This window comes from Bacillota bacterium (genome assembly GCA_012842395.1).
Classification (GTDB): domain Bacteria; phylum Bacillota; class SHA-98; order UBA4971; family UBA4971; genus UBA6256.
Genome location: DUSX01000001.1, coordinates 35,016 through 50,847, shown reverse-complemented (window position 1 = coordinate 50,847; position 15,832 = coordinate 35,016). Strand labels below are relative to the sequence as shown.

At 58.5% G+C, this 15,832-nt stretch carries 12 protein-coding genes; 11 read left to right on the top strand and 1 reads right to left on the bottom strand.

Features of this window, described 5'->3' with window-relative positions; all coding sequences use genetic code 11:
* Nucleotides 1–20 precede the first annotated feature (20 nt).
* Entirely contained in the window at nt 21–803 is a 783-nt protein-coding gene (locus GX515_00190) for a GntR family transcriptional regulator (GenBank protein HHY31430.1), read from the bottom strand.
* Between the two features lie 754 nt (nt 804–1,557).
* On the opposite strand from GX515_00190, the gene GX515_00185 reads away from it, so the two are divergent.
* The 11 genes from GX515_00185 to GX515_00135 all read left to right on the top strand — a co-directional run bounded on the left by GX515_00185 (nt 1,558) and on the right by GX515_00135 (nt 15,786).
* Nucleotides 1,558–2,448 carry a MurR/RpiR family transcriptional regulator gene (locus GX515_00185; GenBank protein HHY31429.1) on the top strand — a complete coding sequence of 297 codons (891 nt, stop codon included), beginning with the start codon at nt 1,558–1,560 and terminating at the stop codon, nt 2,446–2,448.
* Nucleotides 2,449–3,876 carry a hypothetical protein gene (locus GX515_00180; protein ID HHY31428.1) on the top strand — a complete coding sequence of 476 codons (1,428 nt, stop codon included), beginning with the start codon at nt 2,449–2,451 and terminating at the stop codon, nt 3,874–3,876.
* The gene (locus tag GX515_00175) at nt 3,870–4,607 is read left to right on the top strand and encodes an SIS domain-containing protein (GenBank protein ID HHY31427.1); all 738 of its coding nucleotides are present in this window, start codon (nt 3,870–3,872) and stop codon (nt 4,605–4,607) included. Before GX515_00180 ends, GX515_00175 begins: the two co-directional genes overlap by 7 nt.
* 140 nt (nt 4,608–4,747) lie before the next feature.
* The gene (locus tag GX515_00170; GenBank protein ID HHY31426.1) at nt 4,748–6,520 is read left to right on the top strand and encodes a hypothetical protein; all 1,773 of its coding nucleotides are present in this window, start codon (nt 4,748–4,750) and stop codon (nt 6,518–6,520) included.
* A gap of 135 nt (nt 6,521–6,655) precedes the next feature.
* Nucleotides 6,656–7,939: an ABC transporter substrate-binding protein gene (locus GX515_00165; protein ID HHY31425.1), complete on the top strand. Its 1,284-nt coding sequence runs from the start codon at nt 6,656–6,658 to the stop codon at nt 7,937–7,939.
* A 179-nt stretch (nt 7,940–8,118) separates the two neighbouring features.
* Complete coding sequence (locus GX515_00160; protein ID HHY31424.1) at nt 8,119–9,006, top strand: sugar ABC transporter permease; 888 nt, start codon at nt 8,119–8,121, stop codon at nt 9,004–9,006.
* Nucleotides 9,007–9,037: 31 nt separating this feature from the next.
* Nucleotides 9,038–9,898 carry a carbohydrate ABC transporter permease gene (locus GX515_00155; protein HHY31423.1) on the top strand — a complete coding sequence of 287 codons (861 nt, stop codon included), beginning with the start codon at nt 9,038–9,040 and terminating at the stop codon, nt 9,896–9,898.
* A gap of 35 nt (nt 9,899–9,933) precedes the next feature.
* On the top strand, nt 9,934–11,616 hold the full coding sequence (locus tag GX515_00150) for a glycoside hydrolase family 3 protein (protein ID HHY31422.1): 1,683 nt from the start codon (nt 9,934–9,936) through the stop codon (nt 11,614–11,616).
* Nucleotides 11,617–11,775: 159 nt separating this feature from the next.
* Nucleotides 11,776–13,248, top strand: a complete 1,473-nt coding sequence (locus tag GX515_00145) for a family 10 glycosylhydrolase (GenBank protein ID HHY31421.1) — start codon at nt 11,776–11,778, stop codon at nt 13,246–13,248.
* Between the two features lie 93 nt (nt 13,249–13,341).
* Nucleotides 13,342–14,211, top strand: a complete 870-nt coding sequence (locus GX515_00140) for a hypothetical protein (protein HHY31420.1) — start codon at nt 13,342–13,344, stop codon at nt 14,209–14,211.
* 324 nt (nt 14,212–14,535) lie between these two features.
* Nucleotides 14,536–15,786 carry a GNAT family N-acetyltransferase gene (locus GX515_00135; GenBank protein ID HHY31419.1) on the top strand — a complete coding sequence of 417 codons (1,251 nt, stop codon included), beginning with the start codon at nt 14,536–14,538 and terminating at the stop codon, nt 15,784–15,786.
* The last annotated feature ends 46 nt before the right edge of the window (nt 15,787–15,832 follow it).

Genomic DNA, 15,832 nt, shown 5'->3' with positions numbered 1-15,832 from the left:
TTTGCAGGCGGATTACAGAACTAGAAGGATGAAGCGTTCGTCACCGCTTCCTTCACGGACCGCATGTTGGTAAGATCAATGTAGGTCTTGCACATATCACCTCGTATGAGAGACTTGGCGTACAGCACCGGCCGTGGGCCGTCAGCATACGATATTCGGTCGTTCAGGAGAGCAAGTGCACCCATGGGTTGTTCAAGAAGCTCTGCTTCGAGCGAATCCAGGAAAACCGGTCTGAAGGTTTCATCGCTTCTCTTGAGAACAATGCCGTATGTTGAAGCGAGTATCCTGAAAAGCGACTGTGAGAGGTCAGACTTCTCGAGCTCAGGCGCCGTGTCTGTCGAGATGAACGTGGTTTCTACGAGCATTGGGCGTTGGTCGACTCGTTTGAGTCGGCGCACACGCAAGATGTCGGCACCCTCTTTGACGGCAAGGTACGACCCCACGAGTTTCGATGCCTTAACGTGGTCCACTGAAAGCACCTCTGCCGCGAAGTGGTGCCCAAGCGCCCGGATACGGGACGCAAGTCTCATTTCGTCCGTAATGTAGGTAGTCTCCTTGTACTCCATGGGAAACTGCGGGCATGCCACGAACGTGCCCTTGCCCTGCAAGCAATAAAGCAACCCTTCGTGGACAAGCTCGGATATCGCCTGCTTTGCGGTGGTTGTGCTGATTCCATACGTGGCGCACAGCTCGCGGACTGACGGGATGCAAGTGTGCGGCCTCCATTCGCCCGAAGTTATCTTCTCTTTGATTGCCTCTTTGAGCTGGTAGTAAAGTGGAACAAAGCTCTCTTTTTGAAGCATAGCGCCCTCCTGCATACCTTTGAGTCGTGCTCCTGAGTGACCACGAACGTTCGTCGACCTGGTCCAACTAAGGACTTGTTGTAAAGGGTGTCCGCCTCGGCGCTCGCAGCGTAGTGCCTGCTAAACGGCACTGTACGTGTACACACATTCACGTGTCAACACACATATTCTCCGTCTTTACCCGAAATCCTTCTTCGGTTGTGGGGAATTCACCGGGTGTGGCGCGGCAGGTACCGGCTACCGATCTTGACATGTCTGGGTGTGGCACCATAGGTTTTGTCTCGTCGTTTGACGGCGCTAAGGTTACCTGAATCTCAGCAATGTCGCGGGTGTCGTGCAGAAATGCTCCGGGCCCTTGGTAGGTGGCGGCGATCACGAGAGAGGTGTGGAAATCCGGCGAGCGGATTGCCGGACCGGGTTCTGGTGAAGTGGGCCCCGTTTGGTCGTCGTCAATTACAACAGGGGTAGACTGACAATTGCTGCCAATGGGGTAAGGATTATCGCATCCTCCCATGGCTGCTCGAACGGATATCCATGGGTGCCAGGTAACGCGCGACCAATGTGAAGAGAATCTCTTTGTACATCCCTTCAAGTATGAAGGAATTCTCCCTTTCATGTCGAAAAACTTCCATGCGGCGGGCAAAAGCGTGAAGGTTCCCTACCTGCTCTACAGGTGTAGGTCCAACAGATGCCTGCGACATGCGTCATGCATCTGGCGGCGGCATTCGGCGCAGCGAGCGGAGGTGCTTCAACTTTGTCGAAAGTGCTGGAGCACGTAAACCCAGTCGAAAACGTTATGCCTTCTGGGGGCTGCCTTCCGAAGCTTAGAAAGATGTTTGGAACGCTCCGTCCATCAGAGAAGAAGGTTGCATCCTACATCCTCAATAACGCGGCGCAGGTTATCTACCAGTCCATCACCGAGCTTTCCGCTAACTCGGGTGCTAGTGATGCCACAGTGATACGTTTGTGCAACCGCCTGGGCTACAGCGGTTATCAAGAGCTCAAGATCGCGCTTGCTAGGGAGCTCGTATCCCCAAGCAAGAACATTCACGAAGATATCGGCCCCGGCGATGATCTGGCAACGGCTGTCAGGAAGGCCTTTCAAGCGAACGCCCAGGCGATCAACGATACGCTAGACCTCCTTAACATGGAGTCCCTGGCGAAGGCGGTCGACGCTGTCGCTGCTGCCCGGCAAGTGTACCTCTACGGAGTTGGCACCTCCGCCTTGGCGGCTCAGGACGCGTACTACAAGTTGGTAAGAGTCGGGATCCCGGCTAACTTCTTCGCGGACCCTCATATGCAGGCTATTTCCACCGTCCTCACGGGAGATAAAGACGTGGCCATCGGCTTCTCGCACTCGGGGAGCACGAAGGATGTTGTGGACGCGCTGTCACTTGCCAAGGCGCAAGGCGCTCGCGTCATTTGCATAACCAACCGCGGAAGGTCTCCGGCGGCAAAGCTTGCAGACATCCTTCTGCTCACCGCATCGGAGGAGACACCCTTCGGCAGCGGCGGCATGCCGTCCATGATGGCACAGCTCAGCGTCGTAGACGCTTTGTTTGTTGGAGTTGCTCTTAAGATCTACGACCGCGCGGTCCGGTTCATCGAGCGGACCGGCGAAGCGGTAAAGGGAAAGAAGTACTGAATGCTTTACGTCGGCGCAGCCAAAACGGAGATAACTCCTGCTCCCCGGATCCCGATGGCAGGCTATCGAGCACGGGTTGGAGTGGCCAAAGGCGTCCACGACCCTCTGTTTGCGCGGGCGGTCACGCTTGACGATGGCGGGCGCGGGCTTGTGTTGGTCGCTCTAGACTTGTTGGCGGCGGGCGAGGACCTCGTCGCCGCCATAAGGCGGGAGACTATGTCGCGCCTTCGCGGAATGCCCGCAGGAGGCGCAGATGTGATCGTTTGCGCCACGCACACGCACGCGGGGCCGGCCGGGATTCTCTCCAATTCCGAAAACCACGACCGCGAGCTCGTGGGCGCGATCGTGTGCAAGGCCGCAGAGGCTGCGGCTGTCGCCTGGGAGACTCGCCGCCTAGGGCGCATCGGATTCGGCTCGTGCAGGATTCAAGGGGTCGCGTGCAACAGGGCAGATTCATCGTCCAGCTTCGACCCACTATTGAGGCTGATGAAGCTCGAGGACGTGAGCGGGAGCCCCATTGCGTGCGTCATCAATTACGGGTGCCATCCGACGGTCCTGGGTCCGGAGAACCTTCTCTTCTCTCGTGATTGGCCTGGGTACACCCAAGACATGATGGAGGCCTCACGCGACCCCATAGGCATGGTGTTGTTTCTCAACGGTGCGTCTGCCGACGTGAGCACTCGCTACACGAGACGCGCCTCGAGTTTTGACGAAGCACAGCGGCTCGGCCGGATCGTGGCCGACGGCGCGCTTGGTGCCGCCCGCCAGATCGAGTACGTACCGACGCATGAGATACGCGTGCTGCGCAAGAGGGTCACGCTACCTCGTAAACCGCCCGTATCGCCCGAATCCGCTTCTCAGGCTCTCAGAGAAGCCGAGGAGGAACTGGCGGAACTCAAGGCGAGGGCTGACGCGTCGCCTGCCGAGGTGAGGCGCGCGGAATCGGCCGTGCTGGCGTGGCAGATAGTCGTGGAGAGAAGCCGGGACCCTAGGAGGAAGAAAGAAGGGCTTGAGGCATCCGAGCCCGTGGCTCGTCCGGACCCCGTGGTTCCCGTGAGCCCTGCAAACTTTGCTGAGCGCGAAGGCGTCAAGCTCGTCGAAAGCGCGTGTGAGGGCCTTACATGCGAGGTGTGTGTGCTGGATCTGGAGTCTGCCATTATGGCTTTTGTCCCCGGGGAGGCGACCGCACGAACAGGAAGCCGCGTAACGCAGAGGATCGCCGAGATCAGAGGGCTTGCGACAGACCGGGTCTGGCTGATAGGCTACGCCAACGGCCATCTCGGGTACATTGCGGACACCGACGAGGCGCGGGGGGCCGACCCTTCTTCATACGAAGCGCTGATGAGCCGCGTCACGCCTGAGGCAGCGCGCTTGATCGAAGAAGAGATCGCGAATCTGGTGGTGAAGGGGATGTCGGATAGGTGTTAGGCAAGAGATACTTCGAAAGCATCCGTGAACTCCTGGACGCAGTGGAGAAAACGCAGTTTGAGGCGATATGCAAGGCTGCGGATGCTGTGGCCGAGTCGATCAGCAGGGGCAAGACATTTCACCTCTTCGGCACAGGTCATTCGCACATGATGGCTGAAGAGGCCTTTTGTCGGGCCGGAGGGCTCGTGCCGGTCAATGCGATCCTGGAACCCGCGTTAATGCTGCACGAAGGACCTTTTAAGGCGACTGCGATGGAGCGCCTCGAGGGTTACGCAGAGATCATCGTTGAACACGCGGGTATCGAAGAGGGCGACACGGTCATGGTGATCTCCAACTCCGGGAGAAACGTCGTGCCTGTGGAAGTGGCGCTTACCTCGAAGGGCCGCGGTGCACTGGTTATCGCCCTCACGTCGCTGGCTCACTCGAGCAAGGTTGCGTCGCGCCACAGCAGCGGTAAGCGGCTATTCGAGGTCGCCGACATAGTCATAGACAACTGCGGGGTGTTCGGGGACGCCATCCTTGAGGTGGGTGGGCTCTCGACCAAGGTAAGTCCCACATCAACTGTCACAGGAGCCGCGATCATCAACACACTTGTCGCGGAAGTCGTGGAGAGGCTGCTTCGGGCGGGGATAAAGCCGCCTGTCTTCATAAGCTCCAACGTGGAGGGCGGAGACGAGCACAACCAGCAATGGGAGCCGAGGTTTGCGGGTGGATACGGGACCAGAAGGTGAGGACCAGGCATGGATCAGCGCTCGGCCCGCGTGGGGCCGAGCGGGAAGGTGCGGCAACGACCAACGACAGGTGAGGGCTGAGGACATTGACTGGTGCAGGCAGTACTGGCCAGGCCAGTATTCATAGGACATGCTCCATTTTGGTGGATTCCCCCGAGCGGAAGCGCTCCGCAGCCGTCCGAGATCTCAAGGATTTCCTGCGGATGGTCTTCGGGGTGGATATCCCTGTAGCGCTTGACAGGCCTGACCGCCGCCAAGGTGCGTCCGTCGAGAGAGGCGAGGGAGATATAATCTCGCTGGCTTTGAATCCTGAGGCGCTCGGGCAGGCGTCGGAGGAAGGCTACCGTTTGACCGTCTCACCGGGGGGCGAGGGGCCGCACGTCGAGGCCAGGCTCGTTGCAGCGTCGCCAGCCGGCCTGCTCTACGGCGTCCAGGAACTGAAGATGCGGTCAAGGTTCGAAAACGGTGTGCTTGAGGTCCCGGTGCTCGACATCTCGTCCTCTCCTGCCATGGCTGTGCGCGGGATAAAAGGACTGCGGTGGAACCCATCGGATTACCTATCGATCATAGATTTCCTGCCTGCGTGTCGGTTCAATTTCCTGATGATGTGCTACGGAATGGTGCCAGAGCACTGCCGCGAGTGGCGGATGCCGTATTCAGACGAACATCTGCAGGCGATTTCAGAAATAGTGCAGCGCTGCAATGAGAGGTACATTCGTGTATGCGTTGCTGTCAATCCTTCCCTTCGAAGTGAGCCTCCAATATGTTACTCAAGCGAACAGGACCTGGCGCTTCTTGTTGCGAAATTCCGGGCTTCATACGACCTCGGGGTGAGGACCTTCGCGCTTGCCCTTGATGACATCAACTTCGAGATGACACACCCGGAGGACAGGCGCGCATATGCGGGGCTGGGCCACGCGCATGTAGATCTCGTAAGGCGCCTCGACGATGCGTTGAGGAGTCTCGACTCTGAGAACAAGCTCATATTCTGTCCGACTACGTATTTCACCCGCTATGCACTTGAAAGGAAGGATTACACAGAAGCATTGGTGCACGGTCTGCCAGAGGATGTAGATGTCTTTTGGACGGGCCCCGAGTGGAATTCAACGATCGTCACCGGGGAAGATGCCCGGTTCTTCTCCTCCTTGGTGGGCAGAAAGCCGTTTCTGTGGCTGAACTACCCGGTGAATGACTACCTCGCGCCGTACCCCTGGCGTTTGTTGCTCGAGCCCGTGAGGCTATCATGCACGGAGCTGCCCCGTTGGATCGAGGGTCTTGTGTCTAACCCGATGCGGCAGGTGGAGGCGTCCAAGATTCCTCTGTGGACCATCGGAAAGTACTGTTGGGACCCTGCCTCGTACCGACCTGAAGCGGCGCTGCAAGAGGCAGTTGCAGTCGTCGCGGGGGCTGAGGCACGGGAGCCGCTCAAGTTGCTGGTCGAGGCCTACACGAGGTACTATGACGCGCTTAGAGATACCCGCGACTATGCTTGCGATGTGGCGGCGAACCCCAGCTCACAGCGAGCTTCCGAGGACCTTCTCATGGCCGCAGGAATCATAAGAACCCTCATTCCTGTCGTCAAGAGGCTACTGCAGAACGAGCGCCTTGCCTCGGAGCTGGAAGAGGGCTTCAACAGGTTCTTGGCGTTCTGCGAGGCGTACAACGCCTGGCGCTACGGGCGCTGCGGGTGCGGACTGCGTCCTTCAGAAGCGGCAACGCAAGGGTACGATACCTCCGACGCGCGTGCCCTGGACGCCATGAAAAGGTTCCTTCGCACGGCAGATCTCGCATGGTGCGACTGGGATGACAGCACGCTTTCGGACGCCGCGTGGTACCTGCAAGAGATCGAGGCCATGGTTAGACAGACTGAGTCTTCCGTTAACTTGCGCCAAGTGCCAGGAGATGGGGGGTGATCACGGGATCGGACGGATGGGACGGACTCGGGTGACTCAGGCGAGGTAGGCGAGGTTAGGAAAGGTAGGAGACGGGTCTTTTGGTGTGCTGTTCTTGCCGGGACCTAATCATGAATACGAGGAGGTAAATAGGAGATGCCTCGGTTTTCGAGAGTACTAAAGCGATTTGCCTTGGTCTCCGTTGCGTGTCTCGCGATCATGCTGATAGCTGTTCCGCTAGCGAGCGCTGCCAAGAAGGTTACCATCACTTTCTGGCAGGCTGGTGGTACCCCTGAGACCAGTGCACTTGTGCGCCAGCTAATCGACGAGTTTGAAGCTGCGAATCCGGACATACAGGTAAATTTCCAGGCGATCCCGTGGGCTGAAGACCCCCACACCAAGTTCCAAGCTGCCATAGTAGGGGGCACCATCGCGGACGTGTTCACCGTTGGTGATCCCTTCGAGCATGTGCTGGCAGCGGCGGGCGCGCTGGAACCTCTTGACGCATATATACCGCAGGCGGTGAAAAACGACTTTTACCCGCAGTTCATTGAGAGATGCACGTATAACGGAAAGCTGTATGCCCTCCCGTGGTTTGGCACTGTGCGCGCGATGTTCTATCGGAAGGACCTCTTGGCGGCCGCTGGCGTCCCTGAGCCGACGACCAGCTGGACGTGGGAAGAGTTCTTGACATATGCCAAAAAGCTGACACGCGACCTCAACGGCGACGGGGTGATCGATCAGTACGGGTTCGGGACCTCCGGGCGCTACGTTTCCCAGTACCAGCCGTTCGTGCGTCAGAATGGCGTCGACTTCGTTGACGAAGAGCGGAACGTGGCCACTGCGAACAATCCTGCTGTGATCGAGGCCATGCAGTTCTACGTGGACCTCATCAGAACGCACAAGGTTACACCACCCGGCATAACCACGATAAACCTGCAAGAGATCCAGAAGATGTTCGCCGAAGGCAAGGTGGCCCTCTTCTTCGACGGCGAGGACACTGCCGCCACCTTCTCCAAGGAGCCTGCGCTTGCAGGGAAGTTCGGGATCGGCTTGCTGCCGCACAAGAAAGGGCACGCGGCTTATGCAGGAGCTGACGTGCTCGTTATGTCGAAGCAGTCCAAAAACAAAGAAGCCGCGTGGAAGTTCATCGAGTTCTTCCTCTCGCCGAAGTGGATGGCTGAGTATTGCAAGCTCTCCGGATTCTCACCGGCGAGGAAGTCTCTCGTGGGTCACGAGTACTTCAAGGATCCCATCAAGCAGGCGTTTGCCAAGCAGCTTGAGGTGGGCGGGTATTTCTACTTCAAGCATCCCAAAGCTTCGAGCTTCTCAAGCGCGATACGCGCAGAGGTTCAAGAGGCGATGGAAGGCAAGAAGACGGTAAAACAGGCCATGGATGACCTCCAGAAGAAGCTGGAAGAGATACTGAAACAGCCCTGAGATTCGATAGGCTCGAATAACCGTTGGTGTGTGGAGCCTCCGCCGGGCTTGGGCCCGGCGGAGGCGGTAGCCCAGAAAGCGGGGGATACCGGGTGAAGCAGACGGCGACAACGCCAGGTGGCAGCGTTCAGACAACGGTGGCTCATGATATGGCTAGGCGAAAGAGAAGAATTAGGGCAGTGGTGTACAGAGTTGGCGAGCTCCTGGAGTCATACTCCATGATCGCTCCCGCCTACATGGTCTTCCTTGTGTTCATATTCATACCAGTGGCGTGGAGCTTCTACCTGAGCCTGTTCAACTACAGCATCTTGTCTCTAAGGCAGCCCCAATTTGCCGGGCTCGCTAATTTCATTAAAATGTTCAAAGACAGCGTTTTCAGGGTCGCAATCTGGAACACCCTGCGTTACAGCCTGGGCACCGTGCCTGCACGCCTGGTGTTGGGTCTTGCTCTTGCGCTTCTGCTAGACCAGAAGCATTTGTTCGGCAAGAACTTCCTCCGGACGATTTACTTCCTGCCCGTTGTCACCTCGATGGTTGCGGCCTCGATCGTGTGGTCGCTGGTCTTCAACGCAAGCGAGGCCGGCCTCGCAAACCAGATGCTCAAGGCGTTGGGCTTTCCTCCGAAGGGGTGGCTTGCAGATTCCAGACTTGCAATGTTTTCCGTATGCATAATGAGCGTGTGGAAGGAATTAGGATACGTCATGACCATCTTCCTTGCGGGCCTTCAGGGGATCCCGCCAGAATTGCATGAGGCCGCGGCGATCGACGGCGCAACGGGGTGGCAGAGGATCCGGTTCATAACCATCCCCCTGCTCAAACCGACGACCTTCTTCATCCTGGTCACCGAGGTTATCGGTTCTTTCCAGGTATTTACACAAACGTACGTCATGACGGGCGGCGGGCCAGGTTACAGCACTACAACGCTGATTAACCTGCTGTACACAAAGGGGTTCTTCGAGTTCGATATGGGGTACGCGAGCGCGCTCGCGGTTACGTTGTTTCTCGGGCTGCTGCTGCTGAGCTGGGTGATGCGCCGAGCCTTCCGGGCGGAGGAGATCGTGTATTAGCTTTCCGGTAATAGGTCGGAGGTGAAATGCTTTGACTAGAGGACGCAGCGGACGAATTCAGGGATACATCTTGGGAGTACTCAAGTATGCAGCCTTGATACTCGGCGCACTTGTGATGGCGGCACCGTTTCTTTGGATGATCTCGACTTCACTTGCTCCTGATTCGGTTATCATATCGTACCAGCTGATCCCGACAGATGTCACGTTGGCCAATTACGTGAAGGCATGGAACTTCTCCCGCAGCTTCGATGAATCCGTAAGCCTCGGAACGTTCTTCTGGAACAGCCTCATCGTAAGCGTGCTCATCACAGGGCCGGCGCTGATAATAGACTCTCTTGCAGGCTACGTCCTAGCCAGAAGGAGGGTCCCCGGGAAGAATCTTCTGTTCTACCTTGCCCTGGGAACTATGATGGTTCCGTTTTACGTGATCGCCATCCCGTTGTACCTGGTCGTGCGGAGATTAGGGTGGCTGGATTCATATCAAGGCATGATCGTGCCGTTCCTGGCCAGCGGTTTCGGCATCTTCATGTTCAAGCAGTTCTTTCAGACGATCCCTCAGGACCTCGAGGATGCGGCACGAGTGGACGGCTGCTCTGCGTTTCGTACATACATGTCCATAATGCTTCCTCTCGCGAAGCCGGTCACGGCCACCATGGCAATATTCAAGGCAATGTGGTCATGGAACCTCTTCTTCTGGCCCCTTCTCATCATCAACAACATCAGGCTCAAGACGCTGCCGCTAGCTCTGACGATGTTCAGGGGCTTGAATGTGACACAATGGGGGACGCTGTGTGCCGGGATGACTCTTGCAACTCTGCCGATAGTCATCGTGTACCTGTCGATGCAAAACTTGTTCCAAAAGGGCATTATGATCGGCTCGATAAAGGGTTGAGCCTCAACATGTGAGAAAGGTGGAAGCTGAGACCTGTGGAGAGCGCAAGCAATTGCACAAACATTGAGTCGGTCCTGGACTCCATGGACCTCAAGCAGAAAATCGGCCAGATGATGATGGTTGGCTTCCCGGAGCCCTTTCACGGGGAGCTGCCGCCGGGGGTCACCGGACTCCTTAGGGATCCCGGCATAGGCGGAGTTGCGGTCCTTGCAAGAAACGCAAGGACCCCGGAGTCGATGAGAGCTCTCACTACCGAGCTGCAAAGAGCAGCCCGTGCCGCAGGAGCCGCTGCGCCTTTATTCGTCCACGGGGACAGCGAAGGCGGTATAGTCATGCAGGTGACCGAGGGCGCTTGCACGTTTCCAGGCGCCATGGCTATCGGTGCAACGGGCAGCACGCGGCACGCCTATGAAGCGGCATATGCGATGGGCTGCGAGGCTCTCGCTATGGGCATGAACATTGTATCGGCGCCCGTTGTGGACGTGAACGCGGAACCGGACAACCCGATAATCGGGGTCCGCTCGTTCGGGGATGACCCCGACGAGGTGTCGCGGCTCGCGGAGGCGATGATCCGCGGATTCCGAGACGCGGGTGTGGTCTGTGAGGCCAAGCACTTTCCAGGTCACGGAAGGACGAGGTACGATACCCACGAGGACCTGCCGACGATAGATTTCCCCGGCGAAGACCTGGCAAGAGTGGAGCTCGCGCCATTCGCCGCAGCCATCAAGGCCGGAGTGCCGGCCATAATGACTGCCCACATCGCATACCCTGCACTCGGCGCCCCTCGCGGTGTTCCTGCGACGCTGTCGTGGGACATCCTGACAGGGCTTCTCCGCCGCAAGCTCCTGTTTGAGGGGGTCGTCATAACGGACTGCTTGGAGATGCGGGCGATCAAAGACAACTACGGGCCCGGGCAGGCTGCCGTGGCAGCTGTGAACGCTGGCGCCGACATCGTCCTGATGTGTCACACGTTGGCTCTTCAGAGACAGGCAATCGATGCTCTCATAACGGCCGTCGAAGACGGTACCATCCCGAGGGCGCGGATCGACGAATCCGTGCGCAGGATCCTCCGTGCCAAGGCGGCCTGGCTCGGCGATTTCGAGAGGGCCGAGGCCGGGTACGGCAAGGGGCTGGAGATGGTTGGCTGCAGGGAGCACAGGCTCATAGAGCAGGAAGTTGCTCGGGCGTCCATCACAGTTGTCAGAGATCACCGGGGCATATTGCCTCTAGCCCCGTCCACCAGCAACGCATACGCAGTCGTGTACCCTTCAACGATGCCGCTCTTCCGAAAAGAAGACGCTCGGGACAAGGTAAGCGTGCTTGGGGAAGCTATCAGAACCCGTTGTCCTCGGACGAGAGAGGTGGACGTTCCTCTACGGCCTGCCGCCGAGGATATCCGTCGCGCTGTGGACGCGGCACTTGAGGCTGACGTGGTCATCGTGGCAACGTCGTGCAAGACCCCGGCTGACGAGATGGCTCAGGGAGCTTTGGTGAAGGCTCTCATGGAGACCGGTAAACCCATTGTGGCTCTCGCCATCAGAAACCCATACGACTTGCGAGCATATCCCGAGGTGGAGACCTACCTGGTCACGTACGGTTATCGCGATTGCTCAATACGGGCAGCTGCGGAAGTCATGTTCGGTGAGATACGCCCCCAGGGCAGGCTTCCGGTGGCAATCCCGGGGCTGTACCCAAGAGGGCATGGAATGCGGTTCTGATGCGCCGTCGTCCGGACGGGGTCATGTTCACATAGTCAGGCGTGTCCTCAGGATGACGCATGAGCCTGAGGGTAGTGTAGAAGCCAGGTTCCTCCACACAAGATTGCGCGTGGCGCACATTCATCGACACCATACTTCTGAAAGGGAGGGTGCTATGCTATGACAGGGGTTCTTCGGAGAGGCTCTGTGATCCTCGTGGCGGTTCTCTTGGCTGTGGTGTTGGGTGGAGGCATGACCGCATCCGCTGCCGGAAGCCATCAGGAATATGGGGTCAGAGGGGTGTGGCTGTGGGGAAGCACTGTGCGAGACGTGGGCGCCGAGACTATAGCGAGGGATCTGGAAGCAAACCATGTGAACGTGGTGTTTCTGCTGGTGAGAGGGACCGCTGGGACGGCGGGTTATAATAGCGGCCTTGCCCCGATGGTTGATCCCTCTAGAGATGTGCTTGCGGAGATGATAGCTGCGTGCCATCCCAGAGGGATCGAGGTCCACGCATGGTTTGTCTTCAACCAGGATAAGGCATACACAGATGCGCATCCCGAGGATCGCGCCTGGCACCGGGGAAAACCTGATTCAGGGGATAAGCCCTATGAGATGACCGATGGGAAAGTGTGTCCCGCTTCTCAAGACCACCTCGAATACACCGAGGCGATGATCCGAGAAGTCCTCGAGAACTACGATGTGGACGGCATCCATTTGGACTACATACGGTATGGACACGCGGTGTACTGTTTCTGCCCCCACCATTACGAGAAGGCCGCGGCTCTGGGCATCGACATCGAGCGTGTGAGACAAGCCCTCGGCAAGACGTTTTATAGCGGTCCATGGGGGGCCCCCGATCCTCAATACATATTCGACGCGTACGAAAACGAGGCTTACCCGGAGCATCGCGACGTCAAGGCGTGGATTGACATGCGCGCCGACGAGATCAGGGCAGCCGTAGAAAGCATGCGGAATATTGTGAAAGAGGTCAAGCCGAACGCTGCGTTCTCGGCAAGCCTCATGCCTGAAGGCGCGCTTGCTGATTCCAAGACGTTTGCGCTGTGCCACTACGGGCAGCGGTACTGCGACGCGGAGCTCTACGATTTCATTTGTCCCATGGCCTATCACGTTGACTACGGCAAAACACCTGCCTGGGTGGGGACCGTGACTCAGGGAGCCATTACGGAGAGCAACGGAAAACCGAGAGTCTATGCCGGCGTTCAGGCCTACGGCAAGGTCACAGCTCAGGACCTGGCTGAGGCTGTGAAGGCCGCCCGCCTGTCGGGAGCAGATGGCTTCGTGCTCTTCAAGTATGGGGATATCAGCGGCGAAGAGTGGAACGCCGTGAATCAGGCGCTAGGTGAAATCGGCCCCTGGGTGACCTTGGATGAAAGGATCACCGTTGGTCCGAACCCGGCATCGGAACGGGTCACGTTTTGGTACGACATCCCCGAAGCCGGCACTCTATGTATCTATGACATCGCTGGTCGGCTTGTATACAGCGCCGAGCTCGCATCGGGCAAGGGATCCATCGAGTGGAATCTGACTACGTCAAGCGGGGCGCGGCTTGCGCCTGGGGTCTACGTGTTCACTGTTGTGGTCCCTGGTGAGGCGCCGTCGAGGCCGCAGCGTCTGGCGATCCGCCCGTAGCACGGCCATCGTAGTGGAAGCTGCGTTTTGTCCACAACGGTTCGCCACGAGCAGCGGATATGTGCTTATCATAACTGGTCTGGGGGTGCGAGGATGAAAACCAGATGGGTTCCGGCTATCCTCTTAACGTGTCTTCTCGTCGTGGGTTCCACAGTCCATGCGGCGGCCCAGAGCAGTGGCTATGAAGGGACGGGCGCATCTCTCAAGCTAGGGCTTGGAGCCCGTGCTGCCGGGATGGCTGACGCTTTTGTAAGTCTCGCAGACGATGCAACGGCAGTCTACTACAACCCGGCCGGTCTCGCGTACCTTAGTACTTCAGGCCTCGTATCAGCTTATCACGTTCAATCTGGCGTTGCGGGCTATTTCGGCATTGGCTATGCAAAGCACAACCTCGGAGCGGCCATCCTCGCGCTTTCATCCGGCGATATACAGGGCACTGACGAGTTTGGCAATCCCACTGAGCTCTTTCGCGCGTCAGAGGGAGCTATCCTACTGGCCGGCGCTACTAGGTTTCAGGGGCTTGCGGTTGGTGTGACCCTGAAGCAGTACTCTCAGCGGTTTGCCGACGTCAGCGGGTCCGGACTTACAGCGGACGTGGGGGCTTTGTACGTGGGTAACAAAGTAAGGCTTGCAGCGGTTGGGCGCAACCTTGCGGGGGGCGTTGGCTACTCCGATGGAAGCTACGATGCATTCGAGAGGAGCTTCGTTATCGGAGCATCTACGGATGTCCTTAAGAACTTCCGAGTCGCGGCGGACTACGAGAGTGACGGAACAACCCGGGTTGGTACTGAGTATGTCCTGGATAATCTCACGTTCCGCGGTGGCGCGATGTTCAGGGACGGTGAAACCTGCCTAACTGCTGGCCTTGGGGTCAGGTCAGGGGCCTTCGCGTTCGACTACGCGTACCAGACCCATGAGGTGTTGCCCGATGTGCATCGCCTGTCATTGGCAATACGATTCTGAGTGACTCTGAGCAAGCATCACAGACGTGCCTCGGTTAATGGATTTCGGGAAGAGCAGGGCCGCGCTGGTCGCGTTTTGTTGGGCCTTCCGATAAGGCTACCAGGACAGAATTGCTGAGATCTGGCGACCTGTCCACATTTGCGGGCTCTTTCAGACACGGCGTAAACGATCGAGCTCGCCACGCTCAGGCTCCTTAAACCCGGGCTCCTCCGCGCGCACGGGCGTGAATGAGGGTGCGGTCGAGGAGGAGCCTGGGCTGATTTGCAGAATGTCCTAGCCAAGTTGCGTGCACGCGCTGCGTGCACATGAGGGAGTGATGAGTCCGTGGCAGACGCTTCGGCTTCGGAAGGCGGCATCCCGAGGCTCGACGGCCCTCGGAGCCTTATGATCGAGGAGTTGGCGCAAGCAGTTGAGCTCTCAACCGAGGTCTTCTATCCGGGTGGCACAAGCATGGGGCTCCAGTTCCCGCTGCTGTTTGCCCCGGATAACGTCGGGCAGCTGCGGGTGTTTTCTGAGGGCGGAAGGCTTGTTTCGCTCGTGGGATGCCTCCACCAGACGATCCTGGTAGAGGGTCATCCACTGCCAGTCGGGTCAATAGGGTCGGTATGCACGCGGCCCGAGTACCAAGGTCATGGGCTAGCGCGGAGGCTGGTCTCTGACGTGTTTGGGCGGCTCCGGGCAGCAGGGATTCCCGTGGCGTTGATATCCGGGGACCGAGGTCTCTACAAGCAGCTCGGGTGCGTCGAGGCAGGGTGCTTCGAGCGGTTCGAGCTCACCGGCGACGATTGGGCCAGGTTCCTGACGAGTCGTGAGCGGAGAAGGACATTGCGGGATGAGGTATCGTGCCGCCCCTTTGAGGAACGCGACTTGCCCGTCCTGCATGAGCTGTACCGCAGAGAGCCCGTGAGGTTCTTCCGCAGCCTGGAGCAGTTTGACAAGCTTGTCTGGAAACACCCCCGATTGAAGCGGCTGCTTGGAGATGAGCGGATCGTTGTAGCATACAGAGAGCGTCCGGAGCGGGTGTCGGCTTACGTCATTACGCGGGTGCGGGCTGTCCAAGCCGGCCTCACCAGGCTGCACATCGTCGAGTACGCGGGCGTCCGCGACGCGGTGATTGACACGATCGGCACTATCATTGGCGAGACCTCTCCTTCGGTCATCACGTTTACTGTGCCAGCGAACGACGGGCAGTTGCTCGACCTCCTGACCGCGGACGGGCTTTCCGGAACGCGATGCACACTGCCCGGACACACGCTCTACATAACCGACCCGGGAACCCTCCTCGCAAAGCTGTCCTCATACATCCAAGAGCGAACCGGCATGGAGGTCGGCAAGGAAGTACTCATCGCGGAGGCCCCTGGCGTATCCGAGGGTCAGGAAACGCGTTGGAACCTGCGTGTGGGTGGCGAACTAGTGGAAATACCGAGCCGTCAGCATCTGACCCGGCTGGTTTTCGGTGGGATGACCCCGCAAGACCTCGAGAGCATTGTCCCGCGTGGCGGAACCGCGGCAAGGCGTTTCCTGGAGCAGGCCTTCCCCGTGCCGCTCCCGGTGCCGGGGTTGAACTACGTTTAGGTGAATCACCGAGACTCCGCGCCACTTTTCGGCGGAGTCGGCGCAC